The organism is Methylocella sp. CPCC 101449 (assembly GCF_031921685.1).
In the GTDB taxonomy this organism is placed as follows: Bacteria; Pseudomonadota; Alphaproteobacteria; order Rhizobiales; family Beijerinckiaceae; genus Terripilifer.
The window spans coordinates 1,663,264-1,685,422 of the sequence record NZ_JAPDHU010000002.1 but is presented as its reverse complement, the minus strand read 5'-3'; the positions used below and the strand labels follow the sequence as shown (position 1 = coordinate 1,685,422).

Sequence of the window (22,159 nt, the reverse complement as noted above, 5' to 3'; positions counted from 1 at the left end):
AAATAAACTTGGAGCAGGAGCCACCGCGCGTTCAGCGCGCGGTGGCGCCGCCGTCGATGGGGATGACCTGTCCGGTGATGAAGCTGCCGGCGCCGGAGGCGAGCAGAAGAGCGAGCCCTTTGATCTCCGATGGATCGGCCATGCGTTTCATTGGCACCGCATCGCCCATGGCCTTGGCGCGTTCGGGTTCGCGAAACAGCCGGCCGCCGGCGATATTCGTCATGAACGGGCCGGGGGCGACCCCATTCACATGAATGTTGAAGGGCGCCAGTTCGATCGCCGCCAGGTGAACCAGATGGATCACCGCCGCCTTGGTGACCGTATAGGGATAGCCCGAGACTTCCGATATCCGCAGGCCCGAGATGGAGGCGGTGACGATGATGCGGCCGCTGCGCTGCGGTTTCATGATCGCGGCCGCCGCCTGCAACGTGGCGAAAACCCCCGTCTGGTTGACCTTCACCACATTGTTCCAGACATCGAGATCGATATTCTCGATATAGCCGGCTTCCTCGCTGATCGGGGCGCCGCCGGTAATGCCGGCATTGGCGACGACGATGTCGAGTTTGCCATAGTGGCTGGCGGCGTTCTTCACCGCGGCGCGGATGGCGGCGGGCTCGCGAACATCGAGCTCGACCGCTGTGGCCTGATGGCCGGCGGCATTGAATTTGGCCAGCGCACGATCGAGGCCAGCACGATCCGCATCGGCCAAAGTGACGAGGGCGCCGTGTTCGGCAAACCCCTCAGCCATGGCATAGCCGAGGCCGCTGCCGGCTCCGGTCACGAAAGCGGTTTTGCCGGTGAGATCGAACAGTTTGCTCATTGGGTGTCCTGAATTTTGAAACGGAAAGAAGGGCGATTAGTGCGTGACGCTGCCGCCATCGACGACCAGGGTCTGACCCGTCATGAAATCGCTGTCAGAGGAGCAAAGGAAAACCAGCGTGCCGGTGAGATCCTGCGGCTTCTGTTCGCGCTTGAAGGCGCGTGAGTTCATGGTGGCGCTGGAGCCGCCGCCGCTCATGTCCGGATTGGCGATCACGCCTTCGCTCATGGTGAGACCCGGGGCGATGGCATTGACGTTGACGTTGTAGTCGCCGAGTTCGCGGGCAACGCAGCGCGTGAACGCGACGATGGCGCCCTTCGAGGCGACATAATGGGTGATGCCGGTTTGGCCCTTGAAAACCGTGCCGGATGCGATGTTGACGATCTTGCCGGATTTTTGGCGCATCATGACGGGCGCTACCGCCTTGGTGAGGAGGAAGGGGCCGCGCACATTCACGGCCATCACGTCGTCCCATTCTTTTTCGTCGATGTCGAAAAAGGCCTGCCGTTTCAGATTGGCGAAAATGGCGGCATTATTGACGACAGCATCGATACGGCCATGCCGCTTGACGACCTCGTTGACGAGATCCGTGGTGGACTGAGCCGAGCTGACGTCGCAAGCGATGAAAGCCGCCCGTCCTCGATCCGCCTCTATCTCCTGCACCGTGGCGGCCCCGTCCCGCACGTCGGAGACGATGACGATGGCGCCTTCGGCGGCAACCGCTTTGCTGAAGGCGGCGCCAATACCGCGCGCGCCACCGGTGATGATAACGACTTTGTCCTGCAGGCGTCCCATGAACGTTTCCTCGTTTTTATCTGATTTCAGCCGGCGCCAAATTAGGCATATGTCCATCTGATTTCAACGCCTTCTGTCGATCATCGGCGGCCGCGAAAATGCATGGCTGAGACGATAGATGTTCCACCTTGTGGGCCGCTAGACGGTTTTGGGGCTGCATGGCAAGAACCGCCGACAGGGTTCGATCAAGTGCAGAGGGTTTGATCGACATCAGGGGATGGAAGGGAGAGGTTATGAACGCTATCGTCGAGCGGATTGTTGCGCCTATTTCGACTGGAGAGCTGGAAAGACGTTGGAAGCTCGTGCGCGCGGCGATGAAGGCGCGCAACGTCGATGTTCTGGTGATGCAGAACAACAATGATTTCATGGGCGGCTACGTCAAATATCTCACCGACCTTCCGGCAACGAACGGCTATCCGCTCACCGTCATTTTCCCGCGCGACGATGAGATGACGATGATTGGGCAGGGGCCCTTCGGCATGGATCAGGCCATCGCATCGGGCGATCCGCTTTATCGCGGGGTCAAGCGCGTCATGGGCGTGCCGGGTTATGCGAGCGCCTCCTATTGCAAGCATTACGATGCGGAATTGGCGGAAAAGGCGCTCTCAGCCCATACGCGTGCGACGATCGGACTGGTGGGTACGTCGTCGATGCCTTACGCCTTCGTTGACTATCTCAAGAGCGGCAAGCTCTCCAATTCCGCCTTTGTCGATGCGACCGATCTCATCGACGAGATCCGTGCCATCAAGAGCGCGGAGGAAATCGCCATCATGCGGGCGACCTGCGCCATGCAGGACATGCAGATGGAAGCCGCCTTCAAGGCCGTCGCGCCGGGCAAAAGAGACATCGAGGTGATGTCGGCGGCCCGTCATGCGGGAACCTGCGTCGGCAGCGAACAGGGCTGGTATATGAGCGCGTCAGGACCGGTGGGGAAGGCGGCCGTCATGGGGCCGCCGCATCTGCAGAACCGCATCATCAATACTGGCGATCAATATACGATCCTGATCGAGAACAGCGGCGCCGGTGGTTACTATACCGAGCTGGGCCGCACCTGCGTGCTCGGCAAAGCCTCGCAAGAGATGAAGGGCGAATTCGCCTTCGTGCTCGAGGCGCGCCAGCACACGCTTGATCTCCTGAAGCCCGGAGCCTCCTGCAAGGACATTTGGGACGCGCATAATGCGTTCATGACGAAGAACGGACGGCCGCCGGAGGAGCGGCTCTACTGTCACAGCCAGGGCTATGACATGGTGGAGCGGCCGTTGGTGCGCTTCGACGAGACCATGACGATCGAAGCCAACATGGTGGTGTCGGTCCATCCGACCTATGTGACGTCGACGACCTATAGCTGGGCTTGCGACAACTTTCTGATCACGGACAAGGGCGTCGAGCGTCTGCACAAGTTCCCTGAGAGGATTACGGAACTCGGCTGATCATTTGACGAGCAGTTTCTTCATCCGTTCGCGGAAATTCAGCAGCGCCTTTTCGAGAATGGGGCGCTGCTGAGCAAACCGCTGCTCGGGTACGGGGATCGAGATCGCCACCGGCCGCCCATAGCTGTCGAGCAAGGCGGTGCCGACCGCGTTGATGCCTTCGCCATGCTCGCCAAGATCATAGGCGAGATGGCTTTTGCGGGCGCGGTCCAGTTCGCGCAGTAGCGCCTTGCGATCGGCAAGGGCGTAGTTGACGTGTTCGGCGACGCTGCGGTCGATCAGATCGTTCATATCCTCTCCGGCGAAGCAGGAGAGGATCGCTTTGCCGTTGGACGTGCAGTGCAGGGGAAAGCGCTCGCCGACAGCCGAGAGCGCGACGAGGCGTTGCTTGCCTTGCACCTGGTCGACGAACATCGCTGACGCACCCGAGAGAACCGACAGATCGACGGTTTCACCGACTTCATCGCCGAGTGCGCGCAAGTGCGGTGCGATGATTTCCGTCGTCGTCGAGCCGGCGGTCGCAGCCAGGCGAACGAGGCCCGGACCAATGCGCACGCCCGTGCCGCCGCTGCTTGTCGAGACGAAACCTTCGGCGGCCAGCGCACCGACGATGCGCTGTACCGTGGAGCGGGCAAGGCTGACGCGTTTGGCGATTTGTCCCAAGCTCAAACCGTCAGGCTTGTCTTCGAGCGAGCGCAACACGTTGGCCGCGCGTGCGATGACTTGAATGCCGCCATGCGAACGTCGCGTCGTCGCTGGGCTTGTTCGGCCAAAAGACACAGTAGGCATCCTGTTCCTCAGTCATATCGCATTGTGGGTTGTCGAGCTCATGTACCGCATAGCGAGCCGATAAATCTTCCTGGATCGCTTCGTGGTCATTGACCGCTATATGATACACTTGTATCGTATTATGAAAATCGGCTAAACGCCAACTGCATTTTTCATTTCGCGCCATTGGGGGCGCCGTGCAGAGAGGGAGGACTGATCGATGTCGATCACGGTTCGCGGCATTAAGTTCGACAGCAATCTCGACAATCCGATGGGCTTGAAGTTTTACAACCTGTCGCATCGCTTCGGGTATCAGTCGCCGAACTGGCCGTATTTCGAAGACGTGAAGATCGAGCGCATTCACTACATGGCGAAATCTGGTGTGCTGTCGCAGCGCATCACCACCAGCATGCACAACACGACGCATATCGATGCGCCGGCGCATGTGGTGGCGGGCACGCCCTTCATCGATGAAGTGCCGTTGCCGCATTTCTTCGGCTCGGGCATCGTCATTTCGCTGCCGAAGAAGAAGTGGGAATCGATCACCTATGACGATCTCGAAAAGGCCGCTGGCAAGATCGTGCGCCCGGGCGACGTGGTGATCGTTAATACGGGCTGGCACCACATCTACGAAGATAACGAAGATTACTTTGCGCGCGCACCAGGCTTCGTTTCCTCGGCCGGACATTGGTTCGTTGAGAAGAAGGTGAAAGTCGTCGGCCATGATACGCAGGCCAACGATCATCCGCTGGCAACCGCCATCGGTCCGCATCGCAATGGTCCGCTGCTGCCGCACCTCGCCGAAGAGTACAAGGAATGGTCCGGCGGCCGCGATTGGAAGGATGACTTCCCGGAATGGGAGCCGGTGCATCGCATCCTGTTCAAGAACGGCATTCTCGGCATCGAGAACGTTGGTGGCGATCTTGACGCTGTCACCGGCAAGCGCGTCACCTTCGCCTTCTTTCCGTGGAACTGGGATCGCGGCGATGGCTGCATCATCCGTCTCGTCGCCATCACCGATCCGAGCCAGGCCTATCGGATCGAAAAGGGGGAGGCGTTCTGATGCTGGTCAAGCGCTATCAGGATGCCAAACCCTATGAGGCGGCCAATCACCGCGAGGTGAAAGGCCTGCGCTTGCAGGGGTTCGAGAAGGGCGGGCCGACCAATCAATGGGTCGGCATGTCCCACTTTCTTCCTGGTGGCGGCGCCGGGCCGGATTCGACGCCGTTCGAGAAGATCTATGTGGTCATCGAAGGTGAAATGACGGTGATCGTTGGCGGCCAGGAAACGGTGTTGAAGAAATTCGACTCCTGCACCATCGCGCCCAATGAGGTGCGCGAGATCGTCAACCGCTCGAACCACGTCTGCGTGATGATGGTCGTCATTCCCTATCCGCCGGGGCACAAGCATGAGTGACTATCTGAAAAACCCGCTGTCGCTCTTCGACGTGAAGGGCAAGGTTGCCGTCATTACCGGTGCGTCCGGCGCTTTCGGGGCTTTGGCCGCGCAAATCCTGGCCAATGCCGGCTGCAAGCTGGTGTTGACCGCCGGCAAGAAGGCCGACCTCGATGCGATCACCAAGGATTGCATCGCGGCCGGGGCCGAAGTCGAGGCGCTGAACGTGCGGCCGTCGAGCGAGGCAGCCTGTGAAGGCATCGTCGCCGCCGCGGTCAAGCGTTTCGGCCAGGTCGATATCCTGGTTGTTGCCTCGGGCAAGAACGACGTGGCGAAGATCGTCGACATGGCGCCCGAGCGTTTTCTCGATGTGATGGATGCCAATGTCACCCAATCCTGGCTGATGGCGAAAGCTTGTTCCAAGCAGATGCTGGCACAGGGGCAGGGCGGCAAGATCGTGCTGATGTCCTCGGCACGCGGGCTGCTCGGCCATCCGGCGGGCTATACGGCCTATTGCGCCTCCAAGTCGGCGGTCGATGGCATCACCAAGGCGCTGGGCTGCGAGTTGGGACCGACCGGCATCACCGTCAATGCGATTGCGCCGACGGTGTTCCGTTCGCCGCTGACGGCCTGGATGTTTGAAGACAACGACAATGCCAAGGCGGTGCGTGGCGGCTTTCTTACCCGCGTGCCCAAGGGGCGCCTTGGCGAGCCGGAAGATCTGGCTGGTCCGTTGTTGTTCCTGGCGTCGAGAGCTTCGGATTTCTATACCGGGCACATCCTTTACGCCGATGGCGGTTATACGGCGGGGTAGGCGATGGCAGCCAAGCGGGAGGGGAAACAGAAGATCGCCGTGATCGGTGCCGGCCTCATGGGGCATGGCATCGCTCAGGTGTTCGCGGTTGCCGGGCATGATGTCGCCATCACCGATCCGGTGCCGGCGGCCTTGCAGGCGGCGCCGGAAAAGATCGTCCGCAACCTGAAGGACATGCAGCTTGATCCGGCTGCCGTCGCGCATGTGTCCTTGCATGCGTCGCTGGCGGAAGCCGTTGCAGGCGCCGACGTCGTCTTCGAGGCGGCGCTCGAAAACATGGAGCTGAAGCAGAAGCTCTTCGCCGAGATCGAGGCGGCAGCGCCCGCTTATGCGATTCTGGCGTCGAATACGTCGGTGATGCCGATCACGGCGATCATGACCAATATTCGCGATAAGTCGCGCGCCTTGGGCACTCATTGGTGGAATCCGCCTTATCTGGTGCCGTTGGTTGAAGTGGTGCGCACCGTCGATGTGTCGGATGCCGTCGTGTCGGAGATGATCGCGCTGCTGGCGTCGGTCGGTAAAACGCCGGTCGAAGTGAAGAAGGATGTGCCGGGTTTCGTCGGCAACAGATTGCAGCATGCGTTGTGGCGTGAAGCGATTGCCATCATCGAGGAAGGCATTTGCGATGCGGCCATGGTCGATCAAGTGGTGAAGGCGAGTTTTGGCCGCCGCCTGCCGGTGCTGGGGCCGATCGAGAATGCCGATATGGTCGGCACCGATCTCACCCTGGCGATCCATCAGCAGGTCTTGCCTTATATCGACAGCCGGTCCGCGCCGTCGCCGCTGCTCGAGCAGAAAGTCAAGAACGGTCAGCTTGGTTTCAAGAGCGGCGAGGGATTCCGCTCGTGGAGCGAGGCCGAACAAAATGCGCTGCGCAAGAAAGTGCTCGATCATCTGATGGAGATGGACGCGAAGGAGCGCAACGCCAAAACTTAATCGCAAGACGTAACGTGTCACAGGAGGGTGTGATGAGGGAGAGCGATAAGATGATCAAGACAAGCGGTTCGACGCGCCGTCAGGTCGTGCGCGCGGGTGCAGCGGCCCTTGCGGCGCCGGCGATCCTCAGGGTCATTCCGGCTCATGCCCAGAGCCGGACGCTGAAAATCGGCTTCGTGTCGCCGCGCAGCGGCCCGCTCGCCGGCTTTGCCGAGGCGGACGATTTCATCCTGTCGCAGGTGCGTCAGGTGATCGGCCAGGGCATTACCAACAATGGCGTGCGCTATCCGGTCGAGATCATCGTCAAGGACAGCCAGTCCAATCCCAACCGCGCGGCTGAGGTCGCGGCCGAACTGATCAACGGCGATAAGGTCGATATCATCACTGCCATCGCCGCGCCGGAGACGACCAATCCGGTGGCTGACCAGGCGGAAGCCAATGAAATTCCCTGCATCACCACGAACTGTCCGTGGCAGCCTTATTTCTTCGGCCGCAATGGCGATCCGAAGAAAGGCTTCGACTGGACCTATCATTTCTTCTGGGGCCTGGAAGATGTCATCGCCGCCTTCCTGAGCATGTGGGACGGCATGCCGACCAATAAGGTCGTCGGCGGTATTTTCCCCAATGATGCGGATGGCAATGCCTGGGGCGATCCCAAGCTCGGTCTGCCGCCGGCATTGGCCAAGGCGGGTTACAAGCTGATCGACACGGGCCGTTACACGCCGATGTCGAACGATTTCACCGCGCAGATTTCGGCCTATAAGCAGGCCGGCTGTGAGATCGTCACCGGCAATATGATCCCGCCGGATTTCGCGACCTTCTGGGCGCAATGCGCGCAGCAAGGTTTCAAGCCGAAGATCGTCACGATCGGCAAGGCACTGCTGTTCCCCTCGGTCATCAACAGCTTGGGCGACCGTGGCGATGGTCTGTCGACGGAAATCTGGTGGGGGCCGACCCATCCGTTCAAGTCGAGCCTCACCGGGCAATCGGCCAAGGAAATGACCGATGCCTATATGGCCGCCACCAAGCGGCCCTGGACGCAGCCCATCGGTTTCACCCATTCGCTGTTCGAAGTGACGCTCGATGTGCTGAAGCGCGCCAAGGACCTGAAGAGCCCGAAGTCGATTGTCTCTGCAATTGCCGAGACCAATATCGGCACGATCGTTGGTCCGGTGAAGTGGGGCAATGGACCGGTGAAGAATGTCACCAAGACGGAACTCGTCGCCGGCCAGTGGGTCAAGGGGCCGAATGGCTTTGATCTGGTGATCACCACCAATAAGCCGGCGCCGGATATTCCGGTCGGCGGCAAATTGAAGCCTCTGGCCTGATACGAGAGCGGTGACGTCGTCATGACGGCTATTCTCACGCTGGAAAAGCTGAGCAAGCGCTTTGGCGCCGTCACCGTGGCGGATGCTCTCGATCTGACTTTGGTCCCGGGCGAAGCGCTCGGGATCATCGGGCCTAACGGCGCCGGCAAGACATCCTTGTTCAATATGATTGCCGGCGCCATCAAGCCCAACAGTGGCCGCATCCTGTTCGAGGAACGAGAGATCACGGCGCTGTCGCCTTCGCAGCGGTGCCGCATCGGCATTGGCCGATCGTTTCAGATTCCGCAGCCGTTCTCGGGGCTGACCGTGTTCGAGAACCTGTGCGTGCCGGGCTTTTTCGGCAATACGCGCTCGAACATCGATGTGGCACAGCGCTGCGTCGAAGTGCTGGAGCTGACGGGCCTGCTGTCCAAGGCCAATGCGGTGGCGTCTTCCCTCACTTTGCTCGAGCGCAAGCGCCTGGAGCTGGCGCGGGCGCTTGCTGGCAATCCAAAACTATTGCTGCTCGATGAAATCGCCGGCGGGCTCACCCCGCACGAATGCGAGGAGCTGGTGGCTGCCATTCTCAAAGTGCGACAGACCGGCGTGGCCATCATCTGGATCGAACATGTGGTGCATGCGCTGCTCGCCACCATCGATCGCCTGATGGTGCTGCATCAGGGGCGCAAGCTGATGGACGGCGATCCTAAAACCGTGATGGCAACGCGCGAGGTGCGGGAAATCTATCTTGGGGTCGAGGCGGATGCCTGAGAAGAGATTGCTCGATATCCGAAATCTCGATGCATTCTATGGAGCCTTCCAGGCTCTGTTCGGCATCAGCCTGTATGCCGAACGAGGCGAAACGCTGGCGATCATCGGCGCCAATAGCGCCGGCAAATCGACCCTGATGAAGGCCATCGTCGGGCTGGTGACGACTCGCAATGCGGAAATCCGTTTTGCCGGGGGTGAACTCGCGGGCCGGCCGACACAGCAGATCGTGCGTGAGGGCATAGCCTTGGTGCCGGAGGGGCGCCGGCTTTTCCGTTCGCTTTCGGTCGAGGAAAACCTTCTGGTTGGTGGCCATCTGCACCGGCCGGGGCCGTGGTCGCTCGCGAACGTCTACGATCTTTTCCCTGTGCTCAGGGAGAAGCGGCATCAGCCGTCGACTTCTTTGTCCGGCGGCCAGCAGCAGATGGTCGCCATCGGGCGGGCGCTGATGGCAAATCCGGATCTGGTGCTGATCGATGAATTGAGCCTCGGCCTCGCGCCGATCGTCATTCGCGATATCTACGCGGCTTTGCCGCGCGTCACGGCGGCGGGGACCTCGGCCATCATCGTCGAACAGGACACGTCGCAGGCGCTGGCGGTGGCCAATCGGGTTTATTGCCTGCGCGGCGGGCGCATCACGCTGGAGGGAACGCCGGCTTCCCTGACGCGCGATGCCATTTCGGCGGCCTATTTCGGAGTGTGATGATGGAATGGGCCAATGTGATCTTGCAGGGCATTCTCGTCGGCGGGCTCTATGCGCTTTTTGCCACGGGCTTGTCTCTGATCTTCGGCGTCATGCGGCTGGTCAATATCGCCCATGGCGATCTGATCGTGCTCGCGGCCTATGTGGCACTGCTGTGCGTGACGCAGACATCCATTCATCCTCTGCTCGCCATTTTTCTGGTCGCGCCCGTGATGGCGGTTGCTGGCTACGGCTTGCAGAGGATTTTGTTCAACCGCACGCTCGGTGCCGATCTGCTGCCGCCGCTTCTCGTCAGCTTCGGCCTGTCGGTGATCATCCAGAACGTTCTGTTGCAGATTTTCACCGCCGATAGTCGCAAGCTCAGCGCCGGCGCCATCGAGACGGCGACCCTGCCGATTGCGGATGGTCTGGCGGTTGGCGTGCTGCCGCTGCTGATGTTCGTCGCCGCCGTCGCGATCATCGCCGCCTTGCAATTCATGTTCTATTCGCTGCCGATCGGCCGGGCGTTGCGTGCCACGTCGGACGATCCGGAGGTGGCGCGGTTGATGGGCTATGACAATCGCCATCTCTTCGGCGTGGCCATGGCGCTCTCGCTGGCGGTCGTCGCCGTGGCTGGCGTCTTTCTCGCCGTCCGGGCCAATTTCGATCCGGCGCTTGGGCCGTCGCGGCTGATCTATGGCTTCGAGGCCGTCATCATCGGTGGTCTCGGTAATCTGTGGGGCACGCTGGCTGGTGGTGTCATTCTGGGCGTTGCCCAGGCCATCGGCGCCAAGATCGATCCGGGCTGGCAATTGCTGGCCGGCCATCTGGTTTTTCTCGCCGTCCTGGCTTTCCGGCCGGAAGGTCTGTTTCCAAAGGTGGATGGATGAGCGCGCCGTCCTTTCACATCGCCCGTTCGACGCCGGAAAGCCGTTTCGCTCTGGTCATCGGCCTTCTCGCACTCGTCGCTTTGGTGGCCGGTCCGTATTGGATCGATCGCAACGGCATGCGCATCGTCGGCGAATTCCTGATCTATCTCAGTCTCGCCAGCATGTGGAACCTGTTGGCCGGCTATGCCGGCTTGGTTTCCGTCGGCCAGCAAGCCTATGTGGGCCTCGGCGGTTATTTTCTGTTTGCCTGGGCCATCCTGTTCGGGCTGCCGCCGCTACTCGCCATTCCTTTTGCCGGCGTGGCGGGCGCCATCGTCGCGCTGCCAGTGTCGCTGCTCGTCTTCCGCTTGAAGGGCGCTTATTTCGCCATCGGCACTTGGGTTGTCGCGGAAGTGTTTCTGTTGCTGGCGGCGCAGATTTCGGTGCTCGGCGGCGGTTCGGGCATCAGCCTGCCGATCTCGGTGGTGCGCGCTATCGCTGAGAGCCGCGATGGGCGCGACATGGCGGTCTATTGGTCGACGCTCGGCGTTGCCGTGGCGATCCTCATCGGTATCTATCTGTTGCTGCGCACCCGCTGGGGCCTGGCCTTGCAGGCGATCCGCGATGGCGAACTGGCGGCGGAAACATCGGGCGTCAGCGTCGCGACGGCCAAGCGGCTGCTCTATGTGGTGGCTGGGGCGGGCGGTGCGATGATCGGCGCGCTGATCTTCCTCGCCAAGCTCAGAATCTCGCCTTCGGCGGCGTTCAGCGTCAATGATTGGACGGCCTTCGTCATCTTCATCACGGTGATCGGCGGCATCGGCCGGATCGAGGGGCCGATCGTCGGCACCTTCGTTTACTTCCTGCTGCGCGGTCTCCTGGCCGATCTCGGCCCGACCTATCTCATCATCCTCGGTGCTGTCGCCGTCGGCGTGATGCTGTTCGCGCCGAAGGGCCTGTGGGGGCTCGTCGCCGATCGCTTCGGCTGGCAGCTTTTCCCGGTTGGCCGCCGCTTGGTTCTTGATACATCCGCATCTGCCGCAACTTCAAAAGGAGCGTGACATGGCGAAAAAGCCATCCAGCAATAAAGTCATCATCACCTGCGCGGTCACGGGCGGCATTCACACGCCGACCATGTCTGAATATCTGCCCGTCACGCCGAACGAGATTGCCGAACAGGCGATCGCCGCCGCGGAGGCGGGCGCCTCCATCCTGCATCTGCATGCGCGCGATCCCAACGATGGCCGGCCGACGCCGGATCCGAAGGTGTTCATGCAGTTCCTGCCGCGCATCAAGCAGAGCACCGATGCGGTGGTGAACATCACCACCGGCGGCGGTTTGCAGATGACGGTGGAAGAGCGTCTTGCCGCGCCGCTGCAAGCCTCGCCGGAAATGTGCTCGCTCAACATGGGCTCGATGAACTTCGCCATTCATCCCTTGGCGGATCGCTACAAGAACTGGAAACATCCCTGGGAAGAGGCCTATCTGCGCTCGACCAAGGGCGGCATTTTCCGCAATACGTTCGATGATATCGAGAAGATCTATCGGCTGCTTGGCGAGGGCCATGGCACGAAGTTCGAGCATGAATGCTATGACGTCGGCCATCTCTACAATCTGGCCTATTGCCTGGATGCCGGCCTGTTCAAGCCGCCGGTGTTCCTGCAATTGATCTTCGGCATTCTTGGCGGCATCGGCACCGATCCCGAAAATCTGATCTTCATGAAACAGACGGCGGATCGGTTGTTCGGCGATGAATATCGCTGGTCCGTTCTGGCGGCCGGCCGTTTCCAGATGCCGTTTGCCACGCAAGCGGCGATGATGGGCGGCAATGTGCGCGTCGGCCTGGAAGATTCGCTGTTCATTGGGCGCGGCAAGCTCGCGACGTCCAATGCGGAGCAGGTGAAGAAGATCCGCCACATTATCGAAGAGCTGGGCTATGAAGTCGCCAGCCCGACGGAGGCGCGCGCCATGCTTGGCCTCAAGGGCGCCGATCAGGTGAAGTTTTAGAAGCTACTGGCGGTCCGCGCTGCCATCATCGCGGACCGCTTTGATATAGCGAGCAACAGAGCGGCGCACAGCGCCCTTGCCGTCCTGTTTGATGTCGCGCTCGAAGAAGGCGCCGTAGATGACATCGAAGGCGAAGGGTTCGAGGGCGCGGCCGATCCGCTCGACGGAGGGGGCGGAGAGCGGCAGATAATTGGGATAGCTGCGCATGAAGGCCACATGTTTGTGGTCAGCCGCCACCTGAGCGATGTCGCCGGTCGCCAGCGCGCCGCGTCCGGCGCCTCCATGGCTCCAATGCAACACGGTGCCGCCGGCGAAGTGGCCGCCGCAGTGAACCAAGGTCACGCCGTCGGCCAAGGCCAGCGTTTCGCCTTTCCAAAAATGGATAGTCGGATCCGGCCGCATCACCCACTGTTGGTCCGCTTCGTGAAGATGGACCGGCGCGTTGAAGGCGTGGCTCCAGTCCACCATGGTCGAATAATAATGCGGGTGGGAAACGACTATGGCCGCCAGGCCGCCGAGACCGTTGACGATGTCGATCGTCGCCTGGTCGAGCAGGGGCACGCATTCCCAAAGAACGTTACCGATCGATGTTCGCAGGATGAGGGCGCGTTGGCCGATGGCGAAAGCAGGCGCCATGGCGAGGCCGAGCACCCCGTCTTCGAGCCGGCGAAAGGCGTTCATGTGACGACGGCCGATCGTCTCCATCACCGTCCACTGTTGGCCGGCGAGGGGCACATATTGCCGCTCGTCCTCGCAGATCGGGCAGTTGGCCGGTTCCCGGTCGCTGGGCGGAAAGCCGGTGCCGCAGGTGACGCAGATGAAGGACGGCATGGGGAATCCTGTCGCTGAGCGAAACGATATTGCGACGCCGACACGGATTTCCCAAGCGGCAATCGGCAGGTTAGAAGGCGCCGACGGGTCGATAAACAGACTCACGAGGAAACCGAACGAGGCAGGCTTCATGCGACGGCTGAAACTGACGATTGCGACGACGGACTATGATCATTTCCGGGATTTCCGCACTGGCGCGGTGCAGGCGGAAGGCATCGATCACACGTGGCTGACGTTGGGCCACCACGAAGTCTTCGCGCGCTTCACGCTCAACCGGGAATGGGATGTCTCGGAGCTGAGCTTCGCCAAATTCATGACACAGATAACGCGTGAGGACAGCGACATCGTCGGCCTGCCGATCATCTGCTCGCGGCTGTTCCGCTTCAGCTCGTTCTACGTCAACAAGAAGAGCGGCATCAAAACCGTGCAGGATTTGAAGGGCAAACGGGTGGGCTCGCCGGAATGGGCGCATTCGGCGGCCGTCTACATGCGGGGATGGATGCACAATGAGGCCGGGGTGAAACTGCCGGACGTGCATTGGGTTCAGGCCGGCGCCAATGCGCCGGGCCGGGTGGAAAAAGTGGAACTCAATCTGCCGCCGGGGGTGGAAATCACCCGCGTGGCCGATAAGTCGCTTTCCGAAATGCTGGCCTCCGGCGAGATCGACTGCGCCATCATCGCCCGCCCGCCGACCTGTTTCCTGGAGGGCCATCCGGACGTGGAGCGGCTCTATCCGGACTATCTCGGCATGGAGGAGGAGTATTATCAGCGCACCAAGGTGTGGCCGATCATGCACATCATTGCTGTGCAGAAACATATTATCGATGAAAATCCGTGGGTTGCGCGCAATCTGGTGAATGCGTTCGAGGAATCAAAACGGCGCAGCGTCGAGCGCCTGCTTGATCCGGCGGTGTCGCGCTATCCGCTGGCCTGGCTGCCGACCTATGGGCGCAAAATGCGCGACATGTTCGGGGGCGACCTGTTTCCTTTTGGAATCGAAGCCAATCGGCCGACTTTCGAGCAGATGCTGCTCTACACCTATCAGCAGGGGATCGCGCACAAACACGTGAAGCCGGAAGATCTCTTTCCGAAGGGCGTGATGATCAAGATCGTGGTTTAGCGGCAGAATTTGCTCGGGAAAAGGTAAATAACAAAATAAAAACGTATTAATATATTTTCCCCTAAACAGAGAAGTGAATTGACGTTATAGTCGTCGGTGCTTAGATGGATGGAACAATTCCAGGCTGTCTCTGGAATATGGTGTTCCTCAGTCCGGAGCCCTCGACTATGTCAACTCCGAAGCGCGTGCCGCTTCCGGCTATCCTTCTGGCCAACGATCTGCTGGACGGCGATGTCGTTTTCAGCACCGGTGACGGCTGGACGCGCGATCCGTCGGAAGCAGTCATCGCCTACGACGATCCGACCGCCGACCAGCTGGAGGCGCATGCCAAAGCGGCTTTTGCCGCACAGCAGGTGGTCGATGCCTATCTCGTCGATGTCGCCCTCGATGCGCAGGGGCGGCCGACGCCGCGCCATTTCCGCGAACGTTTCAAGACATTGGGGCCGAGCAACCGGCCCGATCTCGGCAAACAGGCCGCTTACCGGTAACGCCCGTTTGCCCACTGCGTCGATCGCAAGGATTGAAAAATGTACCGCTATGATGAGTTCGATGAACGGTTTGTCCGCGAACGTGTCGCGCAATTTCGCGATCAGGTCGCACGCCGGCTCGACGGATCGCTGAGCGACGATGAATTCAAGCCGCTGCGGCTGAAGAACGGCGTCTATCTCCAACTGCACGCCTATATGCTGCGGATCGCCGTTCCCTATGGCACGCTGGCCTCGCGGCAGTTGCGCCAGCTCGCGCTGATCGCCGATCGCTACGATCGCGGCTATGGCCATTTCACCACGCGCCAGAACATGCAGTTCAACTGGCCGAAGCTGCGGGATGTGCCCGATATTCTGGGCCTTCTCGCCGACGTCGAGATGCATTGCATTCAGACCTCGGGCAATTGCATTCGCAATGTCACCGCCGATCATTTCGCTGGCGTCGCCGCCGACGAGCTGGAAGATCCGCGTCCGACCGCCGAACTCATTCGCCAGTGGTCAAGCCTGCATCCGGAATTCAGCTATCTGCCACGCAAGTTCAAGATCGCGGTGACGGGCGCCGAACATGATCGCGCCGCTGTGAAGGTGCACGATATCGGCCTGCGCATTCTCAAACATCCGCAGACCGGCGAAATCGGCTATGAGGTGATCGTTGGTGGCGGCCTTGGCCGCACGCCGCTCATCGGCAAAGTGATCCGTGAGTTCCTGCCGAAGGATGAACTGCTCGCCTATCTCGAAGCGGCGATGCGCGTCTATAATCTCGAAGGCCGCCGTGACAATAAGTATAAGGCGCGGGTCAAGATCCTCGTGCACGAGATAGGCGTCGAGGAATTCCGCAAGCGCGTTGAAGAGGAATACGCCAAGCTCAACGGCCCGTCGATCAATGCCGATCCGGCTGAAGTGGAGCGGATTGCCGCTTATTTCGCGCCGCCGACCTATGACAAGCTGCCCGGTGACTCCAAAGCCTATGTGGCGCAGCGCGCGGCCAATACCGCCTTCGCCCAATGGGCCGATGCCAGCGTTTTCAAACATCGGGTTCCTGGCTATGCGGCGCTGACCATTTCGCTCAAGACGATCGGCGAAGCGCCCGGCGATATCACGTCGGCGCAGATGCGGGCCGTGGCCGATCTGGCCGAAAAGTATTCGTTCGACGAGCTGCGCGTGACGCATATGCAGAATGTGGTTCTGCCGCATGTGAAGCAGTCCGATCTGTTCGCCATCTGGAACGCGCTGCGTGAAGCGGGCTTGGCGGAGGCCAATGTCGGTCTCGTCACCGACATCATCGCGTGCCCCGGCCTCGATTATTGCGCGCTGGCGACGGCGCGGTCGATTCCGATCGCGCAGGCCATTGCCAAGCGCTTCCAGGATCAGCAGCGGCAGCGTGACATTGGGCCGCTCGGGATCAAGATCTCGGGCTGCATCAATGCCTGCGGCCATCATCACGTCGGCAATATCGGCATTCTCGGCCTCGAGAAGAACGGCGTCGAAAACTATCAGATCACCTTGGGTGGCGATGCGACGGAAAACGCTGCCATCGGCGATCGGTTGGGACCGGGCATCGATGCAGATGAAGTGCCGGATGCGATCGAGCGTCTGGTGGAGGTCTATCTGAGCCAGCGCCTCAAGGATGAGCCGTTCATCGATACCGTGCGTCGTGTCGGCGTGGCGCCGTTCAAGGATGCGTTCCTGGCCAAGGATTCCTCCAAGACCCAGGAGGCCGAACATGCCGCTGCTTGATCGCTCCGGACTGAAGGTGGAAACATTCGCGCGCGCCGAGAATCTCGACGATGCGGCGGGTGACATCATCGTGCCATGGGCGAATGTGCAGGCCGTTTTGGACGCGGGTGCCGGCAATCATCGTCTTGGTGTCGATATTCCCAACAATATCTCGATCGACGAGATTCTGCCGCTGGCGGACAAGCTCGATCTGATCTCGGTGCCGTTCCCGTCTTTCGCCGATGGTCGTGGTTTCAGCCTTGCCAAGCAATTGCGGGATCGCGGCTATCGCGGTGTCTTGCGTGCCCAGGGCAAGCTGATCACCGATCAGTTTGCCTATGCCTTGGCTTGCGGCTTCGACGAGGTCGAGCCGGCGGATGAAGTTTTCGCGCGTCAGCCGATCGAACAATGGCTGGCGGCTCTCACGCGGATCACCAACGTCTATCAGCGCGGCTACGACGGCGCGGCCAATATTCTGGACCAGCGTCGAGCTGCGCGGGCGGCCAAGGCCGCCCAAGGGGAGAGCAAGGAGGCGAGCCATGTCTAATCCTCGCATCACGCTGGCCGCGCATCTCGATGAAAGCTTTCGCGCGCTCGACACCCTCGAGCGGCTGCGGCTGCTGTGCGATGAAGTCGGGGGCCGGATCGTTTTTACATCCAGTCTCGGCATCGAGGATCAGGCTCTGACTCACCTGATCCTGGCGAATGATCTGCCGATCGAAGTCGTTACCCTCGATACCGGCCGGCTGTTCACGGAGACCTACAAGGTCTGGACCGAAACCGAGGCGCGCTACGGTCGACGCATCCGCGCCTATTATCCGCGTCATGACGCGCTGGAAAAGCTGGTTGCTCACCAAGGGATTGACGGTTTCTATGACTCGGTCGCGGCACGCCATGCGTGCTGCGACGTGCGCAAGGTCGAACCGCTGAAACGGGCGCTTGAAGGCGCGAGTGTGTGGATTACCGGTCTGCGCGCCGGGCAATCAGCGGGGCGCAGTGCTGTTGGCTTCGTCGCTTTCGACAGCGGCCATGGTGTGTTGAAGGCCAATCCCTTGCTCGATTGGGAACGTGAGCGGCTGACCGACTTCATCGCCGAAAATCATGTTCCGGTGAACGCGCTGCATGCCCAGGGATTTCCGTCGATCGGCTGCGCGCCCTGTACGCGCGCGGTGGCGCCGGGCGAGTCCGAGCGCGCCGGGCGCTGGTGGTGGGAAAACGAAGACCAGAAGGAATGCGGTCTTCATGTCGATGAAAGCGGCCGGCTGGTGCGCGCCAAGGCGCCCGCCGTGGCCGAAGGACCATTCAGATGATTCAATTAACGCATTTGCAGAAGCTGGAAGCTGAATCGATTCACATCATCCGGGAAGTCGCGGCCGAATGCGAAAAGCCGGTGATGCTGTATTCGATCGGCAAGGATTCCGCCGTGATGCTGCATCTGGCGATGAAGGCCTTTTATCCGGGCAAGCTGCCGTTTCCGCTGCTGCACGTCGACACCACCTGGAAGTTCCGGGAGATGATCGAATTCCGCGACCAGCGCGCCAAGGAACTGGGTGTCGACCTGATCGTCCATATCAACGAAGAGGGCGTGAAGGCCGGCGTCAATCCGTTCGATTCCGGTTCGCGTCTGCATACCGATGTGATGAAGACGCAGGGCCTGAAGCAGGCGCTTGATAAGTACGGTTTCGACGCGGCCTTCGGCGGCGCGCGTCGTGACGAGGAAAAGTCGCGCGCCAAGGAACGGGTGTTTTCGCTGCGGTCGGCCGAGCATCGTTGGGATCCGAAGAACCAGCGTCCGGAACCGTGGCGGCTCTATAATACCCGCAAGCGCCCCGGCGAGAGTTTCCGGGTCTTTCCGCTGTCCAATTGGACCGAGGCGGATGTGTGGGCCTATGTGGCGCTGGAGAATATTCCGGTGGTGCCGCTCTATTTCGCCAAGGAACGGCCGATCGTGCGCCGCGACGGCGCGCTCATCATGCGCGACGACGAACGCATGAAACTGCGCCCGGGTGAGGTCGTCGAGAATATGAAGGTTCGCTTCCGGACGCTCGGCTGCTACCCGCTGACGGGCGCCTTCGAGAGCGAAGCGGAAACCCTCGATGAAGTGATCGAAGAGATGCAGTTGTCGCGTTCGTCGGAGCGGCAGGGCCGCATCATCGATCATGACGGCAATGGCTCGATGGAGCAGAAGAAGCAGGAAGGTTATTTCTGATGGACGCGATGACCGAAGTGCGTCCTCAGGACGACAACAAGGCGCTTTCAGCGGTTCTGGAGCAGCCGGCGCAGAAGTCTCTGCTGCGCTTCATCACCTGCGGATCCGTGGACGATGGCAAATCGACCTTGATCGGGCGCATTTTGCACGATACCGGCGGCGTGTTCGACGATCAGCTCGAAACCCTGGAAAACGATTCCCGCAAGTTTGGCACCCAAGGGACGCGTATCGATTTCGCTCTGCTGGTCGATGGCCTGTCGGCCGAGCGCGAGCAGGGCATTACGATCGACGTTGCCTACCGTTATTTCTCGACGCCGCGCCGTTCCTTCATCGTCGCCGACACGCCGGGCCATGAGCAATATACGCGCAATATGGCGACAGGTGCTTCGACCGCCGAACTGGCCATCATTCTGATCGATGCACGCAAGGGCGTGCTGCCGCAAACGCGGCGCCATTCCTTCATCGTCTCGATGCTGGGCGTTCGCGAGATCGTCGTCGCGATCAACAAGATGGATCTCGTGGCGTGGAGCCAGGAGGTCTATGACCTGATCGTCGCCGATTATCGTGAGATGGCGACACATCTCGGCTTCGCCAATGTCGTGTTCATTCCGGTGTCGGCTTTGGAAGGCGACAATGTCGCCGCCGCTTCGCAGGCGATGCCCTGGTATCGCGGCGTGACGCTGCTCGGCCATCTGGAAACGGTGGTGCCGCGGACCGCAGCTGCGCGCGATGACGGTTTTGCCTTTCCGGTGCAGTGGGTCAGCCGGCCCAATCTCGATTTTCGTGGTTTCGCCGGCTGGTTGACGCGCGGGCAGGTGGCGGCCGGCGATGAGATCGTCGCGCTGCCGAGCGGCCGTCGCAGCCGCGTGCAGCGGATTGTCACCGCCGATGGCGATTTGCCGGTGGCGGTGGCGGGCCAAGCGGTCACGCTGACTCTGGCTGATGAAATCGATGTTTCGCGTGGCGATGTCCTTGTCTCAGCAGCTTACGCGGGCAAGGCACGTTCTGAGGTGAGTGCCAAGCTTTTGTGGATGTCGTCGCGGCCGCTGGCTGATGGTTCGACCTATCTGCTGAAAGTCGGCACCACAACGGCGCAAGCCAAAGTGAATGTCTCGCGTGCCGTCGACATCCATACCTATGAGGAGACCGCCGCCCAGCGTCTCAACATGAACGAGATCGGGATTGCCCAGATCACCCTCGACCGTCCGATCGTCGCCGACGATTACAGCGCGGATCGCGAACTGGGTGGCTTCATCCTCATCGATCGTTGGACCAATGAGACGATGGCACTCGGCCTGGTCGATTCCGGGCTTCGGCCGGAAACGGTGGTTGCTGGTGGCGAACAGGCGGCGGTCGCGCCTGCGTCATGGCTGGCGCGCACCTTCAACGTGCCGCTGCCGCTGCGCAGCCAGAACCGTCGTGATCTGATCCGGCGTTCGCTCGTCGCGCACGCGCCGCTGTCCGCCCTCATCGGGGCGGTGGTCTATGGCTTGAGCGGCGCTGCCGGCGTGGCCATTGGCGTGGCCGTGATCGATGTCGTGGCACGTAGCTTGCTTGCTTTTTACGTGGCCGGGGCCGGGCAGGAAGTCACTGATTTGACTGACCTCCCGAGCGGCAACGTGGACGGCGACGGGATTTAGGTGAAAGCGATGAGCCAGTGGACGGATATTGCGGAACAGGGCCGGCGCATCGATGCGCTGAGCAGCCTGCCGCTGTTCCACAAACTGCACGGCGCGCCTGTTCTGCTGGCCGGGCGGGGCGAAGCGCTCATCTGGAAGGCGGAACTGCTCGCCGCTGCCGGTGCACATGTGATCGTCGTCACGGATCGGCCATTCACCGCGCCGGTGCTGGCGGAAGGTGCGGACGGCCAGATCGAATTGCGCCCGCATGCCTGGTCGCCGGCTGATTTCTCCGGCGTGCGGTTGGCGATTGGCGCTTTCGAGGCGATCGCCGACGCCAAGGCCTTTTCCGATGCGGCACGGGCACGGAACATTCCGGTGAATGTCGTCGATCGGCCGGAGTTCTGCGATTTCCAGTTCGGCGCGCTGGTCAATCGTTCGCCGCTGGTCGTCGCCATTTCTACCGATGGTGCGGCGCCGGTGTTCGCGCAGGCTTTGCGGTCGCGGATCGAAGGCTTGCTGCCGAAAGGTTTCGCCGACTGGGTCGGCACGGCCAAAACCTGGCGCACGCTGCCGGCCCTTCGTGATGCGAGTGCCACGCTCCGCCGCAATTTCTGGAGCGCTTATGCGCGGCTTGCATTCGCGCGCCCGCAGGTGGCACCGTCGGAGGAGGATCGGGAGGCGTTGTTGTCTCAGGCTCTCATCGGCGGCAGCAAAGCGGGCAAGGTCAGTCTGGTCGGTGCCGGTCCCGGCAATCCGGAACTGCTCACCTTGAAGGCCGTGCGCTTGCTGCAGGCCGCCGATGTGATCCTCTACGATCACCTGGTCTCGCAAGAGATCCTCGATTTCGCGCGCCGCGAGGCCAAGCGCATGCTGGTCGGCAAGACCGGCTATGGGCCGTCGTGCAAGCAGGACGACATCAATCGTATGATGGTGGCGCTGGCGCGAGAGGGCCGTCATGTGGTGCGGCTGAAGGGCGGCGATCCCGGCATTTTTGGGCGGGCCGGCGAAGAAATCGCTGCCTGCCGCGCGGCCGGGATAGCCGTCGAGATCGTGCCCGGCATTACGACGGCGCAGGGTGCTGCAGCCGAGCTCGGGATTTCGCTCACCCATCGCGATCATGCGCAGCGGGTGCAGTTCGTTACCGGCCATGCGCGCAGCGGTGCGTTGCCGGAGTCGATTCGCTGGGAAGCCATCGCGGACGGTGCGGCGACGACGATCGTCTACATGCCGCGCAAGACTTTGGGCGGCTTGCGGGATGCCGCTTTGCAGGCGGGTCTGTCGCCCGATACGCCCGCGGCCGCCGTGTTCTCCGCCACGCGCGAAAACAGTCATCATGTCATCGCAACGATCGCGACGTTACCCGAGCAGTTGGAAGCCTTGGAAGCTGACGGCCCGGTGATCGTGATGATCGGTTCGGTGCTGAGCGAGGTCGCCGCCTTGGCCGATGACGTGAGCGATGAGGAGCGGCGACGCGCGGCTGGGGCCGCCTAGAGAACATTGCGTCGCGCTGGAAACGCAATGTGTCATGAGCATAATTCCGCCGCTCGCTCTTGGTACTTTCAGACAGGGTTCCATGGCGGCT

23 protein-coding genes are annotated in these 22,159 nt (G+C 61.3%); 19 read left to right on the top strand and 4 right to left on the bottom strand.

Annotated features, from left to right (window positions below; translation table 11 throughout):
• Window positions 1-31 precede the first annotated feature (31 nt).
• Window positions 32-820 carry an SDR family NAD(P)-dependent oxidoreductase gene (locus OIM99_RS19005; protein WP_311852021.1) on the bottom strand — a complete coding sequence of 263 codons (789 nt, stop codon included), beginning with the start codon at window positions 818-820 and terminating at the stop codon, window positions 32-34.
• A 36-nt stretch (window positions 821-856) separates the two neighbouring features.
• Complete coding sequence (locus tag OIM99_RS19000) at window positions 857-1,615, bottom strand: SDR family oxidoreductase (protein ID WP_311852020.1); 759 nt, start codon at window positions 1,613-1,615, stop codon at window positions 857-859.
• Window positions 1,616-1,848: 233 nt separating this feature from the next.
• On the opposite strand from OIM99_RS19000, the gene OIM99_RS18995 reads away from it, so the two are divergent.
• Window positions 1,849-3,045, top strand: a complete 1,197-nt coding sequence (locus OIM99_RS18995; protein ID WP_311852019.1) for a M24 family metallopeptidase — start codon at window positions 1,849-1,851, stop codon at window positions 3,043-3,045.
• Here the strand turns inward: OIM99_RS18995 and OIM99_RS18990 are convergent, their stop codons facing one another.
• Window positions 3,046-3,825 (bottom strand): IclR family transcriptional regulator, encoded by a 780-nt coding sequence (locus tag OIM99_RS18990; protein WP_311852018.1) that lies wholly within the window; start codon window positions 3,823-3,825, stop codon window positions 3,046-3,048.
• Window positions 3,826-4,033: 208 nt separating this feature from the next.
• Here OIM99_RS18990 and OIM99_RS18985 point away from each other — a divergent pair, with 208 nt between their 5' ends.
• Genes OIM99_RS18985 through OIM99_RS18940 form a run of 10 tightly spaced genes read left to right on the top strand, consistent with a single transcriptional unit; the run spans window position 4,034 to window position 12,594 of the window.
• Window positions 4,034-4,876 carry a cyclase family protein gene (locus tag OIM99_RS18985; RefSeq protein WP_311852017.1) on the top strand — a complete coding sequence of 281 codons (843 nt, stop codon included), beginning with the start codon at window positions 4,034-4,036 and terminating at the stop codon, window positions 4,874-4,876.
• A complete protein-coding gene (locus OIM99_RS18980; protein WP_311852016.1) occupies window positions 4,876-5,229 on the top strand; it encodes a cupin domain-containing protein in 354 nt (117 codons plus the stop codon). Before OIM99_RS18985 ends, OIM99_RS18980 begins: the two co-directional genes overlap by 1 nt.
• The gene (locus OIM99_RS18975; RefSeq protein WP_311852015.1) at window positions 5,222-6,022 is read left to right on the top strand and encodes an SDR family oxidoreductase; all 801 of its coding nucleotides are present in this window, start codon (window positions 5,222-5,224) and stop codon (window positions 6,020-6,022) included. The genes OIM99_RS18980 and OIM99_RS18975 overlap by 8 nt, the downstream gene beginning before the upstream one ends.
• 3 nt (window positions 6,023-6,025) lie before the next feature.
• Window positions 6,026-6,961, top strand: coding sequence for a 3-hydroxyacyl-CoA dehydrogenase family protein (locus tag OIM99_RS18970; RefSeq protein ID WP_311852014.1), 936 nt, complete (start codon window positions 6,026-6,028; stop codon window positions 6,959-6,961).
• Between the two features lie 32 nt (window positions 6,962-6,993).
• Entirely contained in the window at window positions 6,994-8,289 is a 1,296-nt protein-coding gene (locus OIM99_RS18965; RefSeq protein ID WP_311852013.1) for an ABC transporter substrate-binding protein, read from the top strand.
• 21 nt (window positions 8,290-8,310) lie between these two features.
• Complete coding sequence (locus OIM99_RS18960; protein ID WP_311852012.1) at window positions 8,311-9,039, top strand: ABC transporter ATP-binding protein; 729 nt, start codon at window positions 8,311-8,313, stop codon at window positions 9,037-9,039.
• Complete coding sequence (locus tag OIM99_RS18955) at window positions 9,032-9,739, top strand: ABC transporter ATP-binding protein (protein ID WP_311852011.1); 708 nt, start codon at window positions 9,032-9,034, stop codon at window positions 9,737-9,739. Before OIM99_RS18960 ends, OIM99_RS18955 begins: the two co-directional genes overlap by 8 nt.
• Before the next feature lie 2 nt (window positions 9,740-9,741).
• Window positions 9,742-10,608 (top strand): branched-chain amino acid ABC transporter permease, encoded by an 867-nt coding sequence (locus OIM99_RS18950; protein WP_311852010.1) that lies wholly within the window; start codon window positions 9,742-9,744, stop codon window positions 10,606-10,608.
• Window positions 10,605-11,648: a branched-chain amino acid ABC transporter permease gene (locus tag OIM99_RS18945; RefSeq protein WP_311852009.1), complete on the top strand. Its 1,044-nt coding sequence runs from the start codon at window positions 10,605-10,607 to the stop codon at window positions 11,646-11,648. The genes OIM99_RS18950 and OIM99_RS18945 overlap by 4 nt, the downstream gene beginning before the upstream one ends.
• Before the next feature lies 1 nt (window position 11,649).
• Window positions 11,650-12,594, top strand: coding sequence for a 3-keto-5-aminohexanoate cleavage protein (locus OIM99_RS18940; protein WP_311852008.1), 945 nt, complete (start codon window positions 11,650-11,652; stop codon window positions 12,592-12,594).
• Between the two features lie 3 nt (window positions 12,595-12,597).
• On the opposite strand, the gene OIM99_RS18935 is transcribed toward OIM99_RS18940, so the two are convergent.
• Window positions 12,598-13,425 carry an MBL fold metallo-hydrolase gene (locus OIM99_RS18935; protein WP_311852007.1) on the bottom strand — a complete coding sequence of 276 codons (828 nt, stop codon included), beginning with the start codon at window positions 13,423-13,425 and terminating at the stop codon, window positions 12,598-12,600.
• Between the two features lie 130 nt (window positions 13,426-13,555).
• On the opposite strand from OIM99_RS18935, the gene OIM99_RS18930 reads away from it, so the two are divergent.
• The 8 genes from OIM99_RS18930 (at window position 13,556) to cysG (ending at window position 22,068) form a co-directional block, all read left to right on the top strand.
• The gene (locus OIM99_RS18930) at window positions 13,556-14,545 is read left to right on the top strand and encodes an ABC transporter substrate-binding protein (protein ID WP_311852006.1); all 990 of its coding nucleotides are present in this window, start codon (window positions 13,556-13,558) and stop codon (window positions 14,543-14,545) included.
• Between the two features lie 167 nt (window positions 14,546-14,712).
• Window positions 14,713-15,033, top strand: coding sequence for a DUF2849 domain-containing protein (locus OIM99_RS18925; protein WP_311852005.1), 321 nt, complete (start codon window positions 14,713-14,715; stop codon window positions 15,031-15,033).
• A 39-nt stretch (window positions 15,034-15,072) separates the two neighbouring features.
• On the top strand, window positions 15,073-16,767 hold the full coding sequence (locus tag OIM99_RS18920) for a nitrite/sulfite reductase (protein ID WP_311852004.1): 1,695 nt from the start codon (window positions 15,073-15,075) through the stop codon (window positions 16,765-16,767).
• On the top strand, window positions 16,754-17,293 hold the full coding sequence (locus OIM99_RS18915; protein ID WP_311852003.1) for a DUF934 domain-containing protein: 540 nt from the start codon (window positions 16,754-16,756) through the stop codon (window positions 17,291-17,293). Before OIM99_RS18920 ends, OIM99_RS18915 begins: the two co-directional genes overlap by 14 nt.
• The gene (locus tag OIM99_RS18910) at window positions 17,286-18,056 is read left to right on the top strand and encodes a phosphoadenylyl-sulfate reductase (protein WP_311852002.1); all 771 of its coding nucleotides are present in this window, start codon (window positions 17,286-17,288) and stop codon (window positions 18,054-18,056) included. Before OIM99_RS18915 ends, OIM99_RS18910 begins: the two co-directional genes overlap by 8 nt.
• Complete coding sequence (cysD, locus tag OIM99_RS18905; protein ID WP_311852001.1) at window positions 18,053-18,955, top strand: sulfate adenylyltransferase subunit CysD; 903 nt, start codon at window positions 18,053-18,055, stop codon at window positions 18,953-18,955. Before OIM99_RS18910 ends, cysD begins: the two co-directional genes overlap by 4 nt.
• Window positions 18,955-20,595, top strand: a complete 1,641-nt coding sequence (gene cysN, locus OIM99_RS18900) for a sulfate adenylyltransferase subunit CysN (RefSeq protein ID WP_311852000.1) — start codon at window positions 18,955-18,957, stop codon at window positions 20,593-20,595. The genes cysD and cysN overlap by 1 nt, the downstream gene beginning before the upstream one ends.
• Before the next feature lie 9 nt (window positions 20,596-20,604).
• Window positions 20,605-22,068 carry a siroheme synthase CysG gene (gene cysG, locus OIM99_RS18895; RefSeq protein WP_311851999.1) on the top strand — a complete coding sequence of 488 codons (1,464 nt, stop codon included), beginning with the start codon at window positions 20,605-20,607 and terminating at the stop codon, window positions 22,066-22,068.
• The last annotated feature ends 91 nt before the right edge of the window (window positions 22,069-22,159 follow it).

Excerpts from the sequence above, each read along its gene's own strand:
- OIM99_RS19000 (WP_311852020.1), bottom strand. The coding sequence starts at position 1,615 with ATGGGACGCCTGCAGGACAAAGTCGTTATCATCACCGGTGGCGCGCGC.
- OIM99_RS18930 (WP_311852006.1), top strand. The coding sequence starts at position 13,556 with ATGCGACGGCTGAAACTGACGATTGCGACGACGGACTATGATCATTTC.
- OIM99_RS18955 (WP_311852011.1), top strand. The coding sequence starts at position 9,032 with ATGCCTGAGAAGAGATTGCTCGATATCCGAAATCTCGATGCATTCTAT.
- OIM99_RS18920 (WP_311852004.1), top strand. The coding sequence starts at position 15,073 with ATGTACCGCTATGATGAGTTCGATGAACGGTTTGTCCGCGAACGTGTC.
- OIM99_RS18940 (WP_311852008.1), top strand. The coding sequence starts at position 11,650 with ATGGCGAAAAAGCCATCCAGCAATAAAGTCATCATCACCTGCGCGGTC.
- OIM99_RS18985 (WP_311852017.1), top strand. The coding sequence starts at position 4,034 with ATGTCGATCACGGTTCGCGGCATTAAGTTCGACAGCAATCTCGACAAT.
- cysG (WP_311851999.1), top strand. The coding sequence starts at position 20,605 with ATGAGCCAGTGGACGGATATTGCGGAACAGGGCCGGCGCATCGATGCG.
- OIM99_RS18925 (WP_311852005.1), top strand. The coding sequence starts at position 14,713 with ATGTCAACTCCGAAGCGCGTGCCGCTTCCGGCTATCCTTCTGGCCAAC.
- OIM99_RS18995 (WP_311852019.1), top strand. The coding sequence starts at position 1,849 with ATGAACGCTATCGTCGAGCGGATTGTTGCGCCTATTTCGACTGGAGAG.
- OIM99_RS18980 (WP_311852016.1), top strand. The coding sequence starts at position 4,876 with ATGCTGGTCAAGCGCTATCAGGATGCCAAACCCTATGAGGCGGCCAAT.
- OIM99_RS18970 (WP_311852014.1), top strand. The coding sequence starts at position 6,026 with ATGGCAGCCAAGCGGGAGGGGAAACAGAAGATCGCCGTGATCGGTGCC.
- OIM99_RS18945 (WP_311852009.1), top strand. The coding sequence starts at position 10,605 with ATGAGCGCGCCGTCCTTTCACATCGCCCGTTCGACGCCGGAAAGCCGT.
- OIM99_RS18950 (WP_311852010.1), top strand. The coding sequence starts at position 9,742 with ATGGAATGGGCCAATGTGATCTTGCAGGGCATTCTCGTCGGCGGGCTC.
- cysD (WP_311852001.1), top strand. The coding sequence starts at position 18,053 with ATGATTCAATTAACGCATTTGCAGAAGCTGGAAGCTGAATCGATTCAC.
- cysN (WP_311852000.1), top strand. The coding sequence starts at position 18,955 with ATGGACGCGATGACCGAAGTGCGTCCTCAGGACGACAACAAGGCGCTT.
- OIM99_RS18935 (WP_311852007.1), bottom strand. The coding sequence starts at position 13,425 with ATGCCGTCCTTCATCTGCGTCACCTGCGGCACCGGCTTTCCGCCCAGC.
- OIM99_RS19005 (WP_311852021.1), bottom strand. The coding sequence starts at position 820 with ATGAGCAAACTGTTCGATCTCACCGGCAAAACCGCTTTCGTGACCGGA.
- OIM99_RS18965 (WP_311852013.1), top strand. The coding sequence starts at position 6,994 with ATGAGGGAGAGCGATAAGATGATCAAGACAAGCGGTTCGACGCGCCGT.
- OIM99_RS18910 (WP_311852002.1), top strand. The coding sequence starts at position 17,286 with ATGTCTAATCCTCGCATCACGCTGGCCGCGCATCTCGATGAAAGCTTT.
- OIM99_RS18960 (WP_311852012.1), top strand. The coding sequence starts at position 8,311 with ATGACGGCTATTCTCACGCTGGAAAAGCTGAGCAAGCGCTTTGGCGCC.
- OIM99_RS18975 (WP_311852015.1), top strand. The coding sequence starts at position 5,222 with ATGAGTGACTATCTGAAAAACCCGCTGTCGCTCTTCGACGTGAAGGGC.
- OIM99_RS18915 (WP_311852003.1), top strand. The coding sequence starts at position 16,754 with ATGCCGCTGCTTGATCGCTCCGGACTGAAGGTGGAAACATTCGCGCGC.